This window comes from Microbacterium sp. AC145, assembly GCF_979258505.1.
The window spans coordinates 3,458,612-3,477,126 of the sequence record NZ_OZ409859.1; the positions used below are offsets into that span (position 1 = coordinate 3,458,612).

14 protein-coding genes are annotated in these 18,515 nt (G+C 70.4%); 13 read left to right on the forward strand and 1 reads right to left on the reverse strand.

Annotated features, from left to right (window positions below):
- Positions 1 to 24: 24 nt before the first annotated feature.
- Genes ACZZZN_RS16695 through ACZZZN_RS16705 form a run of 3 tightly spaced genes read left to right on the forward strand, consistent with a single transcriptional unit; the run spans position 25 to position 4,227 of the window.
- On the forward strand, positions 25 to 1,494 hold the full coding sequence (locus ACZZZN_RS16695) for an amidohydrolase (RefSeq protein WP_463506243.1): 1,470 nt from the start codon (positions 25 to 27) through the stop codon (positions 1,492 to 1,494).
- 2 nt (positions 1,495 to 1,496) lie between these two features.
- Positions 1,497 to 3,080 (forward strand): amidohydrolase, encoded by a 1,584-nt coding sequence (locus tag ACZZZN_RS16700; protein WP_463506244.1) that lies wholly within the window; start codon positions 1,497 to 1,499, stop codon positions 3,078 to 3,080.
- A gap of 10 nt (positions 3,081 to 3,090) precedes the next feature.
- The gene (locus ACZZZN_RS16705) at positions 3,091 to 4,227 is read left to right on the forward strand and encodes a CaiB/BaiF CoA transferase family protein (protein WP_463506245.1); all 1,137 of its coding nucleotides are present in this window, start codon (positions 3,091 to 3,093) and stop codon (positions 4,225 to 4,227) included.
- Here the strand turns inward: ACZZZN_RS16705 and ACZZZN_RS16710 are convergent.
- Entirely contained in the window at positions 4,224 to 5,702 is a 1,479-nt protein-coding gene (locus tag ACZZZN_RS16710; RefSeq protein ID WP_463506246.1) for a PucR family transcriptional regulator, read from the reverse strand. The two genes, ACZZZN_RS16705 and ACZZZN_RS16710, sit on opposite strands and share 4 nt — an antisense overlap.
- Positions 5,703 to 5,776: 74 nt before the next feature.
- Between ACZZZN_RS16710 and ACZZZN_RS16715 the strand changes: the two genes are divergently transcribed.
- The 10 genes from ACZZZN_RS16715 to ACZZZN_RS16760 all read left to right on the forward strand — a co-directional run bounded on the left by ACZZZN_RS16715 (position 5,777) and on the right by ACZZZN_RS16760 (position 18,492).
- Positions 5,777 to 6,883: a DUF917 domain-containing protein gene (locus tag ACZZZN_RS16715; protein ID WP_463506247.1), complete on the forward strand. Its 1,107-nt coding sequence runs from the start codon at positions 5,777 to 5,779 to the stop codon at positions 6,881 to 6,883.
- On the forward strand, positions 6,880 to 8,454 hold the full coding sequence (locus tag ACZZZN_RS16720; RefSeq protein ID WP_463506248.1) for a hydantoinase/oxoprolinase N-terminal domain-containing protein: 1,575 nt from the start codon (positions 6,880 to 6,882) through the stop codon (positions 8,452 to 8,454). Before ACZZZN_RS16715 ends, ACZZZN_RS16720 begins: the two co-directional genes overlap by 4 nt.
- Before the next feature lie 46 nt (positions 8,455 to 8,500).
- Entirely contained in the window at positions 8,501 to 10,093 is a 1,593-nt protein-coding gene (locus tag ACZZZN_RS16725; RefSeq protein ID WP_463506249.1) for an ABC transporter substrate-binding protein, read from the forward strand.
- A 1-nt stretch (position 10,094) separates the two neighbouring features.
- Positions 10,095 to 11,138 (forward strand): ABC transporter permease, encoded by a 1,044-nt coding sequence (locus tag ACZZZN_RS16730; protein ID WP_463506250.1) that lies wholly within the window; start codon positions 10,095 to 10,097, stop codon positions 11,136 to 11,138.
- A gap of 3 nt (positions 11,139 to 11,141) precedes the next feature.
- Entirely contained in the window at positions 11,142 to 12,959 is a 1,818-nt protein-coding gene (locus ACZZZN_RS16735) for a dipeptide/oligopeptide/nickel ABC transporter permease/ATP-binding protein (protein WP_463506251.1), read from the forward strand.
- Positions 12,956 to 13,723, forward strand: coding sequence for an ABC transporter ATP-binding protein (locus tag ACZZZN_RS16740; RefSeq protein ID WP_463506252.1), 768 nt, complete (start codon positions 12,956 to 12,958; stop codon positions 13,721 to 13,723). The genes ACZZZN_RS16735 and ACZZZN_RS16740 overlap by 4 nt, the downstream gene beginning before the upstream one ends.
- The gene (locus ACZZZN_RS16745; protein ID WP_463506253.1) at positions 13,723 to 14,919 is read left to right on the forward strand and encodes a M20 metallopeptidase family protein; all 1,197 of its coding nucleotides are present in this window, start codon (positions 13,723 to 13,725) and stop codon (positions 14,917 to 14,919) included. The genes ACZZZN_RS16740 and ACZZZN_RS16745 overlap by 1 nt, the downstream gene beginning before the upstream one ends.
- 158 nt (positions 14,920 to 15,077) lie before the next feature.
- A complete protein-coding gene (locus ACZZZN_RS16750; protein ID WP_463506254.1) occupies positions 15,078 to 16,424 on the forward strand; it encodes an MFS transporter in 1,347 nt (448 codons plus the stop codon).
- Entirely contained in the window at positions 16,421 to 17,686 is a 1,266-nt protein-coding gene (locus ACZZZN_RS16755) for a CaiB/BaiF CoA transferase family protein (RefSeq protein ID WP_463506255.1), read from the forward strand. The genes ACZZZN_RS16750 and ACZZZN_RS16755 overlap by 4 nt, the downstream gene beginning before the upstream one ends.
- Positions 17,686 to 18,492, forward strand: a complete 807-nt coding sequence (locus tag ACZZZN_RS16760; RefSeq protein ID WP_463506256.1) for an enoyl-CoA hydratase/isomerase family protein — start codon at positions 17,686 to 17,688, stop codon at positions 18,490 to 18,492. The genes ACZZZN_RS16755 and ACZZZN_RS16760 overlap by 1 nt, the downstream gene beginning before the upstream one ends.
- Positions 18,493 to 18,515: the final 23 nt, after the last annotated feature.

The following is an 18,515-nucleotide window of genomic DNA, read 5'->3' on the forward strand; positions in this document are numbered from 1 at the left end:
CCGACGGGCGCCGAGAGGAGCACCATGACCGAGTCCCTCACCCTTCGAGGCGTACGCCCGTACGACGGCGGCGTGCCGATCGATGTCGTCGTGCGCGACGGCCTGATCGCCGCGGTCGTACCGTCGGGCGCCGTCACCGCGCGCGGCGAAGTCGTCGAGGCGGACGGCCGCTGGATCGGCCCGGGGTTCTGGGACGCGCACGTGCACTTCACGCAGCACGTCATCCGCCGCCGTCGACTCGACCTGACCGAGACGAGCAGCGCCGATGACGTGCTGGCCATCGTGCGCCGCGCTCGCGCCGAGGGTGCACCGCTGACCGACGGGATGCTGATGGGCTACGGGTTCCGAGACGGGCTGTGGCCGGTCCCTGCCTCGCTGGCGGCTCTCGAGGCCACCGTCTCCGACATCCCGGTCGTGCTCGTGAGCGGTGACCTGCACTGCGGATGGATGAACCGCGCGGCCGCCGCCCGTCTCGGCGTCGAGACCGACGAGACGGGCCTGCTGCGGGAGGGGCCGTGGATCGGTCTGCTGCACTCGTTCGATGAGGCGTCTCAGCTGCCCGCCGGTGCCTATGCCGAGGCGGCGGACGCGGCAGCCGCGCGCGGAGTGGTCGGCATCGTCGAGTACGAGAAGACCGACAACGTCGCCGAGTGGTCTGCGCGCACGGCCGCAGGACTCACGAGCCTCCGCGCCGACATCGCGGTGTGGCCCGACCTCCTCGAATCCGCCGCCCTGGCGGGGCACCGCACCGGCGACATCGTCGACGACGCCGGCCTCATCACGTTCGGCCGCCTCAAGGTCGTCGTCGACGGATCCCTCAACACCCGCACCGCCTGGTGCTGGGATCCGTACCCCGGCATGGACCCCGGCCATCCGCACGCGTGCGGCATGGAGAGCGTGCCGATCCCCGAACTGCGGCGCCTGCTCGACCGCGCCCGCGGCGCCGGGATCGAGGCCGCGGTGCACGCGATCGGCGACCGGGCCAACACCGAGGTGCTCGACACCTTCGAGGAGCTCGGGATGAAGGGCGTGATCGAGCACGCGCAGCTCGTGCGCGACGACGACTTCGCCCGCTTCGCGCAGCTCGGACTCATCGCGAGCGTGCAGCCGGAGCACGCCATGGACGATCGCGATGTCGCCGACCACCACTGGGCCGGACGCACCGCACGCGCCTTCGCCTTCGGATCGCTGCACCGTTCGGGGGCGACGCTGCGGCTCGGCTCCGACGCCCCGGTGGCACCGCTCGACCCGTGGATCTCGCTCAGCGCCGCCACGGCCCGCAGCCGCGGCGACCGCGACGCGTGGCACCCCGAGCAGCGTCTTCCGCTCGATGTCGCGCTCGCCGCATCCGTACGCACCTCGCTCGAGGTCGGGCAGCCGGCCGACCTGGTGATCAGCGACCGCGACCCGTACGCGAGCGACCGGGATCAGTTGCGCAGCATGCCGGTCGCGGCGACTCTGCTCGGCGGGCGCTTCACCCACCGGGCTCTGTGATCGTGGGCGCCGTCACCTTCACCAACGCCCGGGTGTTCACGGGTGCCTCCGAGACGGCCTTCGCGTCGGCGTTCCGCATCGTCGACGGACTCGTCGACTGGGTGGGCGAGGCCGCGGACGTCACCGAGAACGACGCTGTCGACCTCGGCGGCCGCACGGTGCTTCCCGGACTCCTCGACAGCCACACGCATCCCGCGCTGCTCGCGGGCACGGCGGCGGCCGTGGAGTGCTTCCCGCCGGCGGTCACCAGCGCCGACGAGCTGGTCGAGACGCTGCAGCGACATGCGGCCACCGTCGCCGGCCCGGATGCCTGGGTGCTCGGGCGAGGCTTCGACGACACGAAGTTCCCCGAGGGGCGGATGCCGACGGCGTCCGACCTCGATCGCATCGACACCGATCGGCCGGTGCTGGTGTGGCGCTGCGACGCGCACTCTGCGGTCTGCAACAGCAGGGCTCTCGAGATCGCCGGCATCACGGCGTCGACGCCCGATCCCGACGGCGCGCGATTCGAGCGCGACGCCGACGGACGCCCCAACGGAGTGCTGACCGAGATCGCGGCCGTCAACGCCGTGGCCGCCTTCATCCCGGCGCCGAGCCGCGACGAGCAGATCGACGCGATCGTCGCGATCGGCGAGGAGCTGTCGTCGCGGGGCATCGTCGCCGTGTGCGACCTGCTGTCGTCGCGCATCGATCGTCCGCTCGAGACCTTCCGTGCCGCTGCCGAACGCGGACTGCGCACGCGGGTCGCCCTGTACCCCGGGTGGGACCCCGCCGCACCGCTCGCGGATCTCTCGGTCGACGACCGCGAGGGGCCGGTGCGCATCGCAGGGGTGAAGGTCGTGCTCGACGGCGCCTACTCGAACCGCACGGCCTGGGTGCACGAGGCCTACCCGGACTCGTGCGACCACGGCCTGCGGCTGGTCGACGACGCCGACGTGCTCGCGGCCGGCGACTGGGCGCGACGCAACGGCGTGCAGCTCGCCGTGCACGCGATGGGCGACAGGGCGCTCGACCGCGTCGTCGAGCTCTTCGAGGACGCGGAGCCCTGGCTCGACGGCATCCCGTCCGTGCGCATCGAGCACGCCACCATCGTGAGCGACGCCTATCTCGCGCGGTTGCGGTCGGCGCGCATGAGGTTCGGCATCGCGACGCACACGGTGTTCTTCTTCGCGGAGTACGACGGCTACGAGAGGGCGCTGCGGGTCGAGCAGGTGCCCGATGCCTACCCGATCGCTCGGCTCTACGCCGGGCTCGAACCGCTGGCGCTGTCATCCGACCGTCCCGCGACCGCCTGGAGCGGCGCCGACGATGTGATGCTGTCCGTCGAGGCCGCCGTGCGTCGCCGCACCTACAACGGCGTCGAGTTCGGCGCAGAGGCCGCGATCACCGTGCCGCAGGCTCTGCTGCTGTACACCTCTCGTGCCGCCCTGCTGTCTCCGCTGTCGGGAGTCGGTTCTCTGGCACCCGGCTTCGACGGCAGCTTCGCCGTGCTCGATCGCGATGTCTTCTCGGTGCCCGCCGATGAGATCGCCGCCGTGCGCGTCGCCGAGACGTGGATCCGCGGCGAGCGGGTCTTCCTCCGCTGAGGGACGGCTCATGACCGACACCGAGGAGTTCCGCCCGCTGCAGGGAGTGCGCGTCATCGACTTCACGCGCCTGCTCGCGGGGCCGTACGCGACGATGACGCTCGCCGAGCTGGGCGCCGACGTCATCAAGGTCGAACAGCCGGGCATCGGTGACGAGACCCGGCATTGGGGCCCGCCGTTCGTGCACGGGGCGAGCGCCTACTTCCACGCCATCAACCGGGGCAAGCGCAGCATCGCGCTCGACCTCGCCGATCCGGCCGACCGAGAGGTCGCCCACGCGCTCATCGGCACTGCCGATGTCGTGGTCGAGAGCTTCCGGCCGGGTGTCGCCGACCGGCTCGGCATCGGTGCCGGCGAGATGTGCGAGAGATTCCCTCGTCTCGTCTACGCGTCGATCAGCGGCTTCTCCCAGACGGGGCCGCTCGCGGCCGAGCCGGGCACCGCGGTGACGGTCGAGGCGGAATCGGGTCTCATGCATGTCACGGGCTATGAGGGCGCCGACCCCGTGCGGTCCGGGGTGGCGATGGTCGACATCGCGACCGGGATGTCGATGATCAACGGGGTGCTGGCAGCGCTCCTCGAACGCGGCCGCACCGGCACCGGCCGACGCCTCGAATTCTCGCTCTTCGCGACCGCTGTGAGCTCGCTCGGCACCGTGATCGCCGCGACGTCGGCGGGTGGTCCTCCGTCGAAGCCGTGGGGCAGCTCGCATCCGTCGATCGTGCCGTACCGTGCCTTCGCCGCGGCAGACGGACAGGTCGTGCTCGGCGCGACCAACGACGCGATGTTCGCGCGGCTGGTGACGGCGCTCGACCTCGGCGACGTGCTCGGCAGGCCGAGGTGGGCGGGCAATCAGGCGCGCGTCGAGGGCCGCGACGAGCTCGAGGCGGTTCTCGGATCGCGGGTCGGATCCCTGGCTGTCGACACGGTGGTCTCGTGTCTGCAGGAGGCGAGGGTGCTCGTCGCCCGTGTGCGCACTCCCGAAGACGCCGCTCGCGGGCCGCAGTCCCGCGCGCTGGATCTGATCGAGCACGATGACGGCGTCTCGATCGCGCGCTCGGCACTCGGCACGAACGGCACGGTGCGTCTCGCCCGCGCCCCGCATCTCGACGCCGACGGGGCGGCGCTGCGTGCCGAGCTCGCCTAGCCCGAGCCGAGAAGCCGCACCCGGCAGGCGAGTTCGACCGCGAAGCGCGCATCGGGGTCGCTCAGGTCGATGCCGAGCAGATCGCGGATCCGACGCATCCGATACCCGACCCCGTTCGGGTGCAGCATCAGCTCCTTCCCGGCATGCACGAGCGAGCCCTCATGGGCGAGGTAGACGAGCAGAGTGCGCACCGACTGCAGGGCGCGCTCCGGGCCGAGGTCGTCGAGCGGACGCAGGATGTCGTGCAGCAGCTCGCGGCTGATCGGCGAGGCGTAGAGGTCGAGCAGCACCCGGCGAAGGCCCGTGACGTCCGTCAGCTCGACGCCGCCCACGCGCCCGGCGGCGATCGCCGACTCGGCGGCGATGCGCGCCTCGGCCGCCGACTGCCGCAGGCCCAGCGCGCCGAGCTGCGGAGTGCCGAGCCCGAGCGTGTACGCCCAGTCCGTTCCGGCGAGCTCGCGCGCCTGTCGCTGCACGAGCACGGCGACCTCGCGCACGCGCCGCTGGTGGTCGCCGGCACCGTGCTCCTCGGTGCACACGAGCATGAGGTCGTCCTGCAGGAACGCGACGTGCCACATCTCATCGCGGGCCTCGACGAGCTGCAGTGCGAACAGCTCGAGTGCCGGCTGCACGCTGCGCGGCGCTCGGGCGTCGGGATCGCTCGGACGGGTCGGAGCGAGCCAGGCGACCGCGTGCGACTGCGAGAGCGGCAACCCGAGTCGGGCGGCCTGTGCGACGAAGCCCTCGGCGCGCGACGAGTCGGCGAGCACGAGCTCGACGAGCAGATCGGCTCGCGACTGGGTGGGGGCGTACCGATCGCGACTCTGCCTCTGGGCGACTCGGGAGAGCAGCGAGGCGATGACCGGCAGCGAGACCTCGGTGGCGCCGTCGCTGGGTGCGGCGACGAGTCGGCCGATGGGCACCTCGCCGATGAAGACGGCATCGGCGTCGGTCCACGAGACGGATGCGTCGGCGTCGATAGTCAGCTCGGTGCCCAGCGCCCCGCCGGCCGCCGCGAGGATGCTGTGGGTCGAGCTCCCCTCGGCGGCGGCTGTCTCGGTGGCGATCGTGATGGCGTGCGCACCCCGCATCATGGCCTCGGAGGCACCACCCGAGATCGCCCGATCGACGGTCTTGGCGAGGTCCGCCGCGCCCACGCCGGTCGCCGAGAAGACGGGGACTCCGCCGCGATCCGCGAGCACCCTGGCGGTCTCGGCGAGGGTGAGCGGTGCGGTGAAGACCAGGCCGGCGAGGCGGCGCGCGCTCGCCTGCCGCAGGGCCACGTCGATACGGAACGGCGGAGGCTGCTCGTCGCCGCCGATGATCGCGAGCGTGCCGGTCGCCAGAGCGTCGAGGCGGTCGATCGCGGCCAGGTCGACGCGGACGACCTGACGATCGTCGACGGGGCCCGCATGCAGACGCAGACCGAGCCTGTCGGCGTCATCGCGCAGATCACGCAGAGAGTACTGTGCCATCGGCACAGTATGCCTCGAAACACTGGATGCGCGAAACATTGTCCGCCGTCGGAAGCATCCGTACGGTGAGACACATGGCCCAGACTTCATCCGCCGCACCTCCTGCGGCGCGGATCACCGAGATCACGGCAGACGACATCGCCGCGCTCGGCATCGGCACCGCGATCTTCGGCACCGGCGGCGGCGGCGCCGTGTACACCGCTCAGATCATGGTCGAGAACGCGCTCCGCGCACACGGTCCCGTCCCGCTGGTGACGGTCGACGATCTGGGAGCCGACGACGTCGTCATCCTGATGTCCGGCATCGGTGCTCCGACGGTCGGCATCGAGATGCTCTCCGCCACGGGCCAGATCCACGCGCTCCTCGCCGAGGCCGAGCAGCTCCTCGGCCGCAAGGTCACCACCCTCATGGCGGCGGAGATCGGCGGCAGCAACGGCGTCCAGCCCATCGGCTGGGCCGCGCGACTCGGCCTGAAGGTGCTCGACGCAGACGGCATGGGACGTGCATTCCCCGACGCCGCGATGGTCGCCATGAACGTCGCCGGTGTCCCGTGCGAGTGGGCGGTGCAGAGCGACGTCGTCGGCAACATCTCGGTGATGAAGACGATCGACCTGCACTGGCTCGAGCGGCACGCTCGCGCCCTCACCGTGGCGAGCGGTTCGATCTGCATCGGCGCGCACTATCCGATGACCGCCGAGACCGTGCGGGGCGCCGTGATCGAGGGCACCGTGAGCGCGGCCATCCGCGTCGGTCACGCCCTGATGTCATCGTCCGAGCCGGTCGCGGCCGTCGCCGCAGAGCTCGACGCCCGAGTGCTCATGACGGGCAAGATCACCGACCTCGACCGCCGCACCGTCGGCGGCTTCGTGCGCGGCTCGGTCACGATCACCGGCACAGGCGCCGATCGCGGACGCCTGCAGCGTCTCGAACTGCAGAACGAGAACCTCCTGGTGCTCGAAGACGGCGAGGTGCTGGTGAGCGTCCCCGACCTCATCACGATCATCGACGCCGAGACCGGCCACGCCATCACGACCGAGATGCTCCGCTTCGGACAGCGCGTCTCGGTGCTCGCCTGGGCCTGCGATCCGATCTGGCGCACCCCCAGGGGGCTGCAGCTGGCGGGCCCCGCCGCCTTCGGATACGACCTGCCCTATGTCCCGTTCGAAGGAGTGTCCCGATGACCGCCCGTGATCTCTCGATCGGCGTCGACGTCGGCGGCACCAACACCGACGCCGTCGTGCTCGACGGCGAGGGGCGCGTGCTCGCCTGGACCAAGAGGGCCACGACCGACGACATCACCGGCGGCATCCGCGCCGGCATCAGCGATGTGCTGGCCGCGATCGGCGACGACCGCTCCCGCGTCTCCCGGGTCATGCTGGGCACCACCCATGCGACCAACGCGATCGTGCAGCGTCGCCAGCTCGACCGGGTCGCGATGATCCGCCTCGGTGCACCGGCTGCGACCGAGTACCCGCCGCTCACCGGCTGGCCGGACGACCTCGTGCGCATGGTGCTGGCGGGCTCGGCGATGCTCGGCGGCGGCCACATGGTCGACGGCACCCCCATCTCGCCGCTCGATCGCGACGGCATCCTGCGCTTCGTCGACGGACTCGGCCACTTCGACGCGATCGCCGTCGCCGGCATCTTCAGTCCGTCATCGCCCGAGCAGGAGCTCGAGGTCGCTGAGCTGCTGCGCGGCCATCTCGGCCAGGACGCGCGGGTCTTCCTGAGTCAGGACATCGGCCCCACCGGGCTGCTCGAGCGTGAGAACGCGACTCTGCTCAACGCGGCGCTGTACAGCGTCGCCCGTTCGGTGACCGAGGCGCTCGTCACCGTCGTCGCCGAGGAGGGGCTCGACGCGACCACCTTCTTCGCGCAGAACGACGGCACGCTGATGTCGCTCGACTACGCGGCGCAGTATCCCGTGCTGACCATCGGCTCCGGCCCCGCGAACTCCATCCGCGGTGCCGCCTACCTCTCCGGACACGACGACGCGATCGTGATCGACGTGGGAGGCACGACCTCTGACCTCGGGGTGGTCGTCGGCGGCTTCCCCCGCGAGTCGACGCTGCCGCGCGAGATCGGCGGCGTGCGCACGAACTTCCGGATGCCGGACATCCTCAGCGTCGGCATCGGCGGAGGCACGGTCATCGACGTCGCCTCCGGTCGGGTCGGCCCCGACTCGGTCGGATACCGCATCGACAGGGACGGGCTGCTGTTCGGCGGGTCCACTCCCACGCTGACGGACGCGGCGGCGCTGGCCGGGAGCCCGGTCGCCGGTCGCACTCTCCCGCCGCTGAGCTCGTCGGTGACCGAGGCCCTCGAGAGGGCGCTCGCCGTCGTCGCAGACCGACTGGAGGAGGCCGTCGAACGACTCTCCCTCGGCCGGATGGACATTCCGCTCGTCGTGGTCGGCGGTGGCGGGTTCCTCGTCCCCGACCGGCTCGCGAGCGCGGGCAGCATCCTGCGCCCCGATCATGGCGGCGTCGCCAATGCGGTCGGTGCGGCCATCTCGCTCGCCGGCGGCAGGGCCGACCAGATGGCACCGATGGGCGACCGTGAGGCCGCCATCGAACAGGCATCCGAGGCCGCGATCGCGAAGGCGATCCAGGCCGGAGCCGACCCGCTGCAGGTCTCGGTCGTCGAAGTCCTCGAGACCCACGTGCCCTACACGACACTGCCCACCGTGAACGTGACGGTCAAAGCCGCAGGGCCGCTCGCGCGGCTGTCGGCCGAGGTGCCCGTCCGCTGATCGACCGCTCCACAGCATCACCCCCACCCGAAATCAGGAGATCGCTATGAAACGCAGTACCGCAGTACCCGTGGCCGCCGCTCTCTCCGTCCTCGCGCTGACGCTGACGTCGTGCGCGGGCTCGACCGACGCGAACGGAGCCCCCGCCGAGGGTGACTTCGTCTCGGGTGGCACCTTCGTCACCGCCGTGAACGACGATCCGGGCGACCTCAACCCGATGAAGGCGATCTCCCCCGACACCTGGGGCGTCGTGAGCCTCGCCTACGAGTCGCTGATCTCGGTCACGCCCGACGGCGAGTTCGAGCCGTGGCTCGCCGAGAGCTGGGAGGAGACGGGCACCGAGGTCGTCTTCACCCTCAAAGACGGCATCACCTGCGCCGACGGATCGGAGTTCACCGCCCAGACCGTCGCCGACAACCTGAACTACAACGCCGACCCGGCGAACGCGACGTTCTCGTACGGCTCGGTGATCGACGAGAACGTCTCGGCGGTCGCCGACGGCAGCACCGTCACGGTGACGAGCACCGTGAACTCGCCGTTCCTCGCGGTCAACGCCGGCACCATCCTGATGGTCTGCGACGCCGGTCTCGCCGACCCGACCGCGCTGTCGGACACCACCGACGGCACGGGACTCTTCGGGCTGAGCGACGTCAAGCCGGGGGACACCTACACGTTCACCAAGCGCGACGACTACACGTGGGGTCCTGACGACGTCACCAGCGAGACCGAGGGACTTCCCGACACGATCGAAGCCCGCGTCGTCACCGACGAGAGCACGGCGGCGAACCTGCTGGTCTCGGGAGAGATCAACGCCGCGACGATCTCGGGCGCCGACCGTGCCCGTCTCGACGCGGCCGGACTCACCCATGTGGGTGTGCGCAATCCGGTCGGCATGATGCTCTTCAACGAGAAGGAGGGGCGCCCGTTCGCCGATCCGCTCGTGCGCGAGGCCCTGTCGATCTCGATCGATCGCGACGAGGTCGGCACGGTCATCGCCGACGGCGAGGGTCTCGATCCCGTCTCGCTCATCACCAAGACGCCGCTGCTGTGCGTGGCCGACGGCCCGAAGTGGGAGATGCCGGACACCGACGTCGACCGCGCGGGCGAGCTGCTCGATGAGGCCGGATGGATGCTCGAGTCCGACGGCCTGCGCTACAAGGACGGCGAGCCGCTGACCGTCAAGTTCGTCTACAACGCCCCGACCTCGACGCACGCCCCCGCGGCGGAGCTCGTCAAGGAGACATGGGACGCCCTGGGCGTGACGACCGAGCTCGCCGCGAACGACGCCGCCGCCTGGTCGGAGCAGCTCTGGTCGACGTTCGACTGGGACACCGGATGGATCCAGGTCGCCCCGGGTGGGCCCCTCGTGCTGTCGACGTTCTTCAACGGCGCCATGCCCACCGACGGCGGACTGAACTTCATGTGGGTCGACAACCCCGAGTACTCGGCGCTCGTCGACGAGGCCTCCAGCGCCAGCCCGGAGGACACGTGCGGCATCTGGCAGGATGCCGAGGCCGAGCTCATGGAGCGGTTCGACGTCTTCCCGGTGACCGACAACATCCTGCCCACCTATCAGTCCGGCGCGGTCTTCGACCAGCCGAACTACATCCAGCCCACCTCGATCCGGATGCTGGGCTGACATGACGATGACTCCTCCTCCCGCGACCGCCGAGGTGGTCGAGGCGACCACGGCCGCCCTGGCGGCGCGGGTGGAGGAGCGCCGCCTGCGCCGGGGGCTGTCGCCGCGCACCGCGTTCCTGATCCGCCGCCTCGGACGCCTCGTCATCTCCCTGGCCGTGGTGATCGTCGCCTCCTTCCTGCTCATGTACCTCGTGCCCGGTGACCCCGTGCGTGCGGCCCTGGGCCAGAGCGCGACACCGCAGCTCGTCGAGGCGACGAGAGCGCAGCTCGGGCTCGACCGACCGATGTGGGAGCAGTTCTTCCGTTTCGTCGGGGGGCTCTTCACCGGTGACCTCGGCACGTCGGTGCGACTGCAGCGACCCGTGGCCGACGTCATCGCACAGCGCTTCCCGACGACGCTGCTGCTCGCGGTCCTCGCGTTCGTCATCGCCGTGGTCGCCGCTCTGCCCGCCGGCATCGGGGCAGCGGTGCTCGCCAGGTCCGGTCGACGTCGTGGCCTCTCGATCACGCTCTCGGCAGTGCTCGGCATCCTCATCGCCGTGCCGAGCTTCCTGGTGGCGGTGGCTCTGATCTCGCTCTTCGCCGTGCAGCTCGGATGGCTGCCCGCAGCCGGGTGGGGTCAGCCGGCGGACGCCGTGCTGCCGGTCATCGCCCTCGCGATCGGACCGATGGCATACCTCGTGCGCATCGTGCAGGTCGAGATGCTCGCAGTGCTCGACACGACCTACATGACCACCGCCCGAGCCAAGCGCCTGCCGCGGCGACTCGTGTACCTGCGGCACGCGCTGCCGAACATCGTGACCGCGTCGCTCACCGTCGGAGGTCTGATCCTCGCCGGCCTCACAGCGGCGACCGTGCTCATCGAGACGGTGTTCGCCATTCCCGGTCTCGGCACGATCATGGTGTCGTCGGTCGGCGCGAAGGACTATCCGATGGTGCAGGGCGTCGTCATCGTCTACGCGCTCATCGTGCTCGGTGTGAACCTCGTCGTCGACGTGATCCTCGCCACCATCGATCCGCGCTCGTCGATCACGGAGGGCTGAGACATGTCCGTGCGCAAGAAACTTCTGACCCCCACCACGATCGCGGCCCTGGTCGGCAGTGCGCTGCTGCTCTTCCTCGCCCTCGCGGGCCCCGCGATCTGGGGTCCGGCCGCCGATACCACCGACGTCTCGTCGCGTCTGCTGGGTGCGAGCGCGGCCCATCCGTTCGGCACCGACGAGCTGGGTCGCGACATCCTGGCCAGGGTGCTCACGGCGACCAGACTCACTCTGCTGCTCACCCTGGGCTCGACGCTGATCGCCCTCGCGGGTGGCGTCGTCTTCGGGCTCGTGGCCAGCATCCTCCCGAAGCACCCGCGCCGCATGTTCACGGGCCTCCTCGACATCCTGCTCGCGTTTCCGTGGCTGCTCATGGTGCTCTTCTTCACCGTGATCTGGGGCGCGACGGCGACGGGTGCGATGCTCGCCATCGGCTTCGCCGGCGTGCCGTCGTTCGCCCGCCTCGTCTACAACCTCGCGTCGTCGGTGTCTGGTCGGGACTACGTGCGCGCCGCACGTGTCGTCGGCGTGGGGCCGGTCGGCATCCTGTTGCGGCACGTGCTGCCGAACATCGCGAACCCCTTCTTCGTCAACGCCGCCGCCACGGCGAGCGTCACGCTGCTCTCGTTCGCCGGTCTGTCCTTCCTCGGTCTCGGTGTCCAGGCACCGGCCTACGACTGGGGTCGGATGCTGCAGGAGGGGATCCTGCGCATCTACATCAACCCGCTCGCCGCGGTCGGCCCCGGCATCGCCATCGTGCTCGCCGGTCTCGTCTTCACCCTGTTGAGCGAGGCCGTCGCCGGAACGCGCGGAGCCGGGTTCCGTGCCGTCGCCGCACGGGCCGCCGGGGCCGTCACACTCGCCTCCCGCCGCCGAGGTGCGATCGGGGACTCCTCGGAATCGACCGCAGACATCGTCGCCGAGATCACCGACCTGCACATCGCCTTCGGCACCGCCGACGGCGGCGTCGTCGAACGGGTCCGCGGCGTGGATCTGCGGATCGCGCGCGGCGAGATCGTCGGCATCGTCGGCGAATCGGGCTCCGGGAAGTCGCTCACCGCGATGGCGCTCGCCGGGTTGCTCGGTGACGACGCGGTCATCACGACGGCATCCCACCGCTTCGACGACATCGACATGACCCGAGCGCTCACGGCCTCGGATCGCGCCCGACTGGGAGTCGAGCTGGGCATGGTCTTCCAGGATCCGCTCACCTCTCTCAACCCGGCCCTCACCATCGGCCGCCAGCTCACAGAGGTCCCCGAGGTGCACATGGGGCTGCGGCCGCGAGAGGCGCGTGCCCGTGCGGCCGACGCGCTGACCGCGGTCGGCATTCCCGATGCGGCCTCGCGACTGAGCCAATACCCGCACGAGTTCTCCGGCGGCATGCGCCAGCGGGCGATGATCGGCATGGCGCTCACCGGCGCACCGAGGCTGATCATCGCGGACGAGCCGACGACTGCGCTCGACGTCACCGTGCAGCGTCAGGTGATGGGCGTGCTGCACCGCGCGCAGGAGGAGACGGGGGCGGCGATCGTCTTCATCTCGCACGACATCGCCCTGGTCTCGGCGTTCTGCGATCGGGTGATCGTCATGAAGGACGGACGCATGGTCGAGACCCTCGACGCCGAGCGCATCCGCGAGGACGCGCAGCATCCGTACACGCAGGCGCTCATCGCCTGCCTGCCCGACATGACCAGTGATCGCACGCAGCCGCTGCCGGTGATCCCGCCGGAGCTCGTGCCCGAGGCGCTCGACGATGCCCGGCAGGTCGGTGCGGGTCAGCAGACAGGCACCCCCGCCCACGACCAGGAGGTACCGGTGTGAACGCGCTCGAGATCACGGACCTCTCGGTCCGCTACGGCCGCACCCGCGTGGTCGAATCGGTGAGCCTGACGGTCCCGAAGGGGCGCACCGTGGGGCTCGTCGGCGAGTCCGGCTCGGGCAAGAGCACGATCGCCGCCGCCGCTGTCGGGCTCGTGCGCCCCGAGGCAGGCTCGATCCGGGTCGACGGAGTCGAGACGATCGGTGGCGGCTCGGCCGCGCGGCGAGCGCGTCGACGCATGCAGCTCGTCTTCCAGGATCCGTTCTCGGCTCTCGATCCGCTCATGCCCATCGGCGATTCGATCGCTGAGGCGCTGCGTTCGACCGGTCGCCGCTGGACCCGTGACGAGCGCATAGCCCGGGTGCGCGGACTCCTCGCCCAGGTGCACGTCGACCCCGACCGCGCGGGCGAGCGTCCCGGTGCGTTCTCAGGGGGCCAGCGGCAGCGGGTCACGATCGCACGCGCGCTCGCCGGTGAGCCGTCGGTGCTCATCGCCGACGAGGTGACCAGCGCACTCGACGTGTCGGTGCAGGGCGCGATCCTCAATCTGCTGCGCGAAGTGCAGCAGGAGCTCGACCTGTCGATGCTCTTCATCTCGCACAACCTCGCGGTCGTGCGATACATCAGCGACGAGGTGTGCGTGATGCGTCACGGCAGGCTCGTCGAGGCGGGAGCGACCGAGGCTCTGCTCGCTCACCCCGCCGACCCCTATACGCAGGACCTGCTCGATGCGGTTCCTGTTCTCGGAGAGAGGATGCAGTTCTGATGGGTTCCCAGTTCGACACGGACTTCGAGGTCGCCGCCGAGGAGCTTCGCGACCGCCTGCTCGCGGTGCGGCGGGAGCTGCACGAGGTCGTGGAGATCGGTCTCGACCTTCCGCAGACGCAGCAGATCCTGCTGCGCGAGCTCGAGGGGCTCGGGCTCGAGATCACCACCGGCTCCTCCCTCTCGTCGGTGACGGCGGTTCTGCGTGGTGGACGCCCCGGGCCCGTGGTGCTGCTGCGCGGTGACATGGACGGTCTGCCGATCACCGAGGCGACGGGCCTGCCGTTCGCCTCGACGTCGGGCGCGATGCACGCGTGCGGGCATGACCTGCACATGGCGGGGGTCCTCGGAGCGGTGCGGCTGCTGGTCGATCGACGCGAGGAGCTTCCCGGCACGGTCGTCTTCATGTTCCAGCCAGGTGAGGAGGGGCAGGCCGGCGGGCGCATCATGATCGAGGAGGGCGTGCTCGACGCGGCGGGCGAACGCCCGGTCGCCGCCTACGCGATCCACGTCGACAGTGCGACACCGCGCGGTCAGCTCGTGACCCGAGAGGGAGCGATGATGGCGAGCGCCAGCGCGCTGCGGCTCACCCTGCACGGGACCGGCGGCCATGCCGCCTTCCCGCAGCTGGGCATCGATCCGGTGCCCGTGGCCGCACAGCTGATCCTCGCGGTGCAGACGTTCGCCGCCCGCCGCCTTCCGGCGACCGATCAGGCCGTGATCTCGATCACGCGTCTCAGCAGCGATTCCGAGGCGAGCAACGTGCTCGCGGCCACCGTGAGCCTCGAGGCGAATATCCGCACCCTCTCGACGGCGACGCTCGACACGGTGCGCGAACAGCTCCCCGTGCTCCTCACCGGCATCGCCGAGGCGAACGGATGCCGATTGGATGCCGAGTTCATCGCCTCCTACCCGGTCACCTACAACGACCCCGCCGAGACGCGCGAAGTGCTGGCCGTGCTCGATGAACTCGTCGGCCCCGAGCGCGTGACGCGGCTCGAGGCCCCGTCGATGGCATCGGAGGACTTCTCGTATGTGCTGCAGGAGGTGCCGGGAGCACTGGTCTTCGTCGGCGCGGCGCCGGACTCCGGCCCGATGCCTCTGCATTCCGAGCGTGCGGTCTTCGACGACGCGGTGCTGCCGCTGCAGGCATCCGTGCTCGCAGAGCTCGCCTGGCGTCGCCTCGCCCGAGGCTGACGGTCCGTCGGCTTCGCGTTCGTCGCGCCCTACTGCTGTGTGGTTGAGGGCCACAGCATGCAGCTGATTGTGTCTGCGGCAGACATGGTCCGGACGGGTCCGCCGCTGTCAGGCTGGCTCGATCCGGAGTCAGCGCAGACACCGGTGGAAGGGAAACAATGACCTCGGCATCCACCACGACGCAGCAAGCGCCCACGGCGGCACCGTCGCAGATCCGCACGATCGTCGCGTCCAGCGTCGTCGGCACCACCGTCGAGTGGTTCGACTTCTTCGCCTACTCGACGGCAGCGGCACTCATCCTCAACGGCCTTTTCTTCCCCGATTACGACCCGCTGGTCGGCACGATCCTCGCCTTCGGCGGCATCGCGGTCGGGTACTTCGGCCGGCCCCTGGGATCGATCGTGTTCGGGCATTTCGGTGATCGCATCGGGCGCAAGCGGATGCTCGTCATCTCGCTCGTGCTCATGGGCATCGCCACCTTCCTCATCGGTCTCCTGCCGACCTACGCGGCGATCGGGGTCGCAGCGCCGATCCTGCTCATGGTGCTGCGGTTCGTGCAGGGCTTCGCCCTCGGCGGCGAGTGGGGTGGGGCGGTCCTGCTCGTCGTCGAGCACGCCGAGCCTCGGCGTCGCGCGTTCCTCGGCAGCTTCCCGCAGGTCGGCCTCGCGCTCGGTCTGACGCTGTCGACGCTCGTGTTCCTGCCGCTCGTGGCGCTTCCGGGTGACGCATTCGCGGCCTGGGGGTGGCGGGTGCCGTTCCTGATCAGCGCGGTGCTGGTGCTGGTGGGACTCTTCATCCGCCTCAAGATCAGCGAGACACCCGAGTTCGAGAAGATGCGCGACGCCGGCAAGGCGGCGCGGGTTCCGCTGTGGGAGACGCTGCGGACGCATCCTGCACAGGTGATCCTCGCAGCCCTCAGCTTCGCGGTCATCGGAGCCGTCTTCTACATGCTCTTCACGTTCAGCCTCACCTACGGCACCCAGTTCGTGGGTCACACCCAGCCCGAGATGCTCACGATCGCCACGATCTGCTCGGTGCTGGCCCTGGGCGGGCTTCCGCTGGCGGGCCGCCTGGCCGATCGCTTCGGGGTCGCGAAGGTCTTCGCCATCGGGACCGTCGTGTCGGTGCTGCTCGCGTTCCCCGCCTTCTGGCTGATCGACACGGGCAGTCTCGCCGCGGCCTACGTCGCCTACATCGCCACGACGATCGGCTTCTGCGCCACCTACGGCACGCTCGGCGTGCTGTACGCGCAGTCGTTCGACGTGCGCATCCGGTACACGGGCATGTCTCTCGCACTCGGGATCGGGACGATCGTCGGTTCGGCCTTCGTGCCGATGATCTATCTCGAGCTGCTCGCCGTGTTCGGCGGCTCCTGGGCGATCTCCCTCTACATCGTGGTCGCCGGCCTCGTCACCCTCGTATCCGCGACCCTGCTCCACCGCACCACGCGGCGAGCCGCTCAGCGTGCCGCCGCCGACCCCACCCCGGAAGGAACCGCTCGATGATCGACGACACCACGCGTGCTCTGCTCAACAGCCTCGGAGGAGTGGATGCCGGGCCAGGCTCGCTCGCCGGGGTGGTGGTGGTCGATGTGACCAGGGTCGTCGCCGGTCCGTACTGCTCGATGATCCTCGCCGACCTCGGGGCCACCGTCATCAAAGTCGAGAACCCCGACGACCCGGACTACACCCGAACGTTCCCGCCGCTGCTGCCGCGGGAGGGCGAGGAGCCGCTGAGCGGCTTCTTCGCACAGTTCAACCGCAACAAGCTCGGGGTGACCCTGAATCTCAAGAGTCCCGGTGCCGCAGAGGTGCTCGACCGGCTCGTGGCGCGGGCCGACGTGCTGGTCGAGAACTTCCGCCCCGGCACCATGGACCGCCTCGGGCACGGATACGAGCGGCTGCGCACGGTGAACCCGCGTCTGGTCTACGCGGCACTCAGCGGCTACGGGCAGTCGGGGCCGTACCGGCTGCGCCCCGCGTATGACAACAGCGCCCAGGCCACCGGCGGACTGTGGTCGATGAACGGCGAGGCGGGCGGAGCGCCGACCCGTGTCGGCACGATCATCGGCGACCTCGCGGCCAGTCTCTACGGCGTGATCGGCATCCTCGCCGCGCTCCGCCACGCCGAGCAGACCGGCGAGGGCCAGCTCGTCGACATCTCCCAGCAGGACTCGGTGCTCACTCTCACCGAGAACGCCGTCGTGGCCTACACGGCCGACGGCGTGGTTCCGAAGCCCCTCGGCAACCAGCATCCGTTCGTGCGTCCCTACGAGTTGTTCCCCTGCCGCGACGGGTTCGTGTTCTTCGGCGGGTACACCGACAAGTTCTGGCGGATCTCCTGCGAGACGTTCGGCACTGCCGGCGACTGGGCGGAGAACCCCGACCTGCACGACATGGCGACCCGCTTCGATGCGGACGTCTACCGAGAGCGGGTCCGCCCCATGGTGGTGCGGTGGTTCGCCGATCGCACCAAGGCCGAGCTCGAGACTCTGGCCGGCGATCTGGTGCCGCTCAGCGCCGTCAAGGACATCGGCGAGGTGGTCGAGGACCCGCAGATCGCCGCCCGGGGCATGATCGTCGACACCGAGTATCCCGGCCACGGGTCGCTCCGCACGTTCGGGTCGCCGGTCAAGCTCGATCGCACGCCTCCGCACACGGCGGGCCTCGCACCCGACATAGGGCAGCACACCGCCGCGGTGCTGAGCGACTTCCTCGGATTCTCGGTCGACGAGGTCGAGGCGCTGCGCACCGGAGGCGCGATCTGATGGGCATCCGTCTCGATCGCACCGACCGTATCGGCGTCATCACGATCGACCGGCCCGAGAAGCTCAACGCGCTGACGCTGGCGATGTACGACGAGCTCGGCGCCGCGTTCGCCGAGGTCCGCGACGATCCGCGCATCGCGGTCGCCGTGCTCACCGGAGCCGGCGACCGCGCCTTCTGCGTCGGCGCCGACCTGGGCGAATCCATCCCGGCGCTCACCGCGGAGCGCTTCGACATCAGCGAGTGGGACGCCGCACACCAGAAGCACTCGACGCTCGAGAAGCCGGTGATCGCCGCGATCAACGGGCTCTGCCTCGGTGGAGGGTTCGAGATCATGCTGTCGACCGACATCCGCCTCGCCTCCGCCGGCGCAGAGTTCGCGCTGCCGGAGACCGGTGTGGGCGTGGTGCCGGCCGGCGGCACGCTCGTGCGGCTGATCCGTCAGATCCCCTACGCGTTCGCGATGGACCTGATGCTCCGCGGAACGCGGATCGACGCCGAGACGGCCCTGAGGTACGGGCTCGTCAACCGCGTCGTGCCGGCAGCCGCCCTGCACGATGAGGCGATGGGCGTCGCCGAAGAGCTGATCACGAAGAGCAGCACCGCGCTCGCCACGGTCAAGCGGGCGGTCCGCGCACTGGCCGATCTGCCCGAAGGCGAGGCATTCCGGCTCGAGGCGCGGCTGGGGCAGCAGGCGTTCGCCAGTGATGACGCGCGCGAAGGCCTGGCGGCGTTCGCCGAGCGCCGGGCACCCGTGTTCCCCTCCGGTGAGGCGGCGGCGCCCGCCGCCGGGATTCCGCTCTCGTAGACTGCGGAGACCCCGATGTCCGC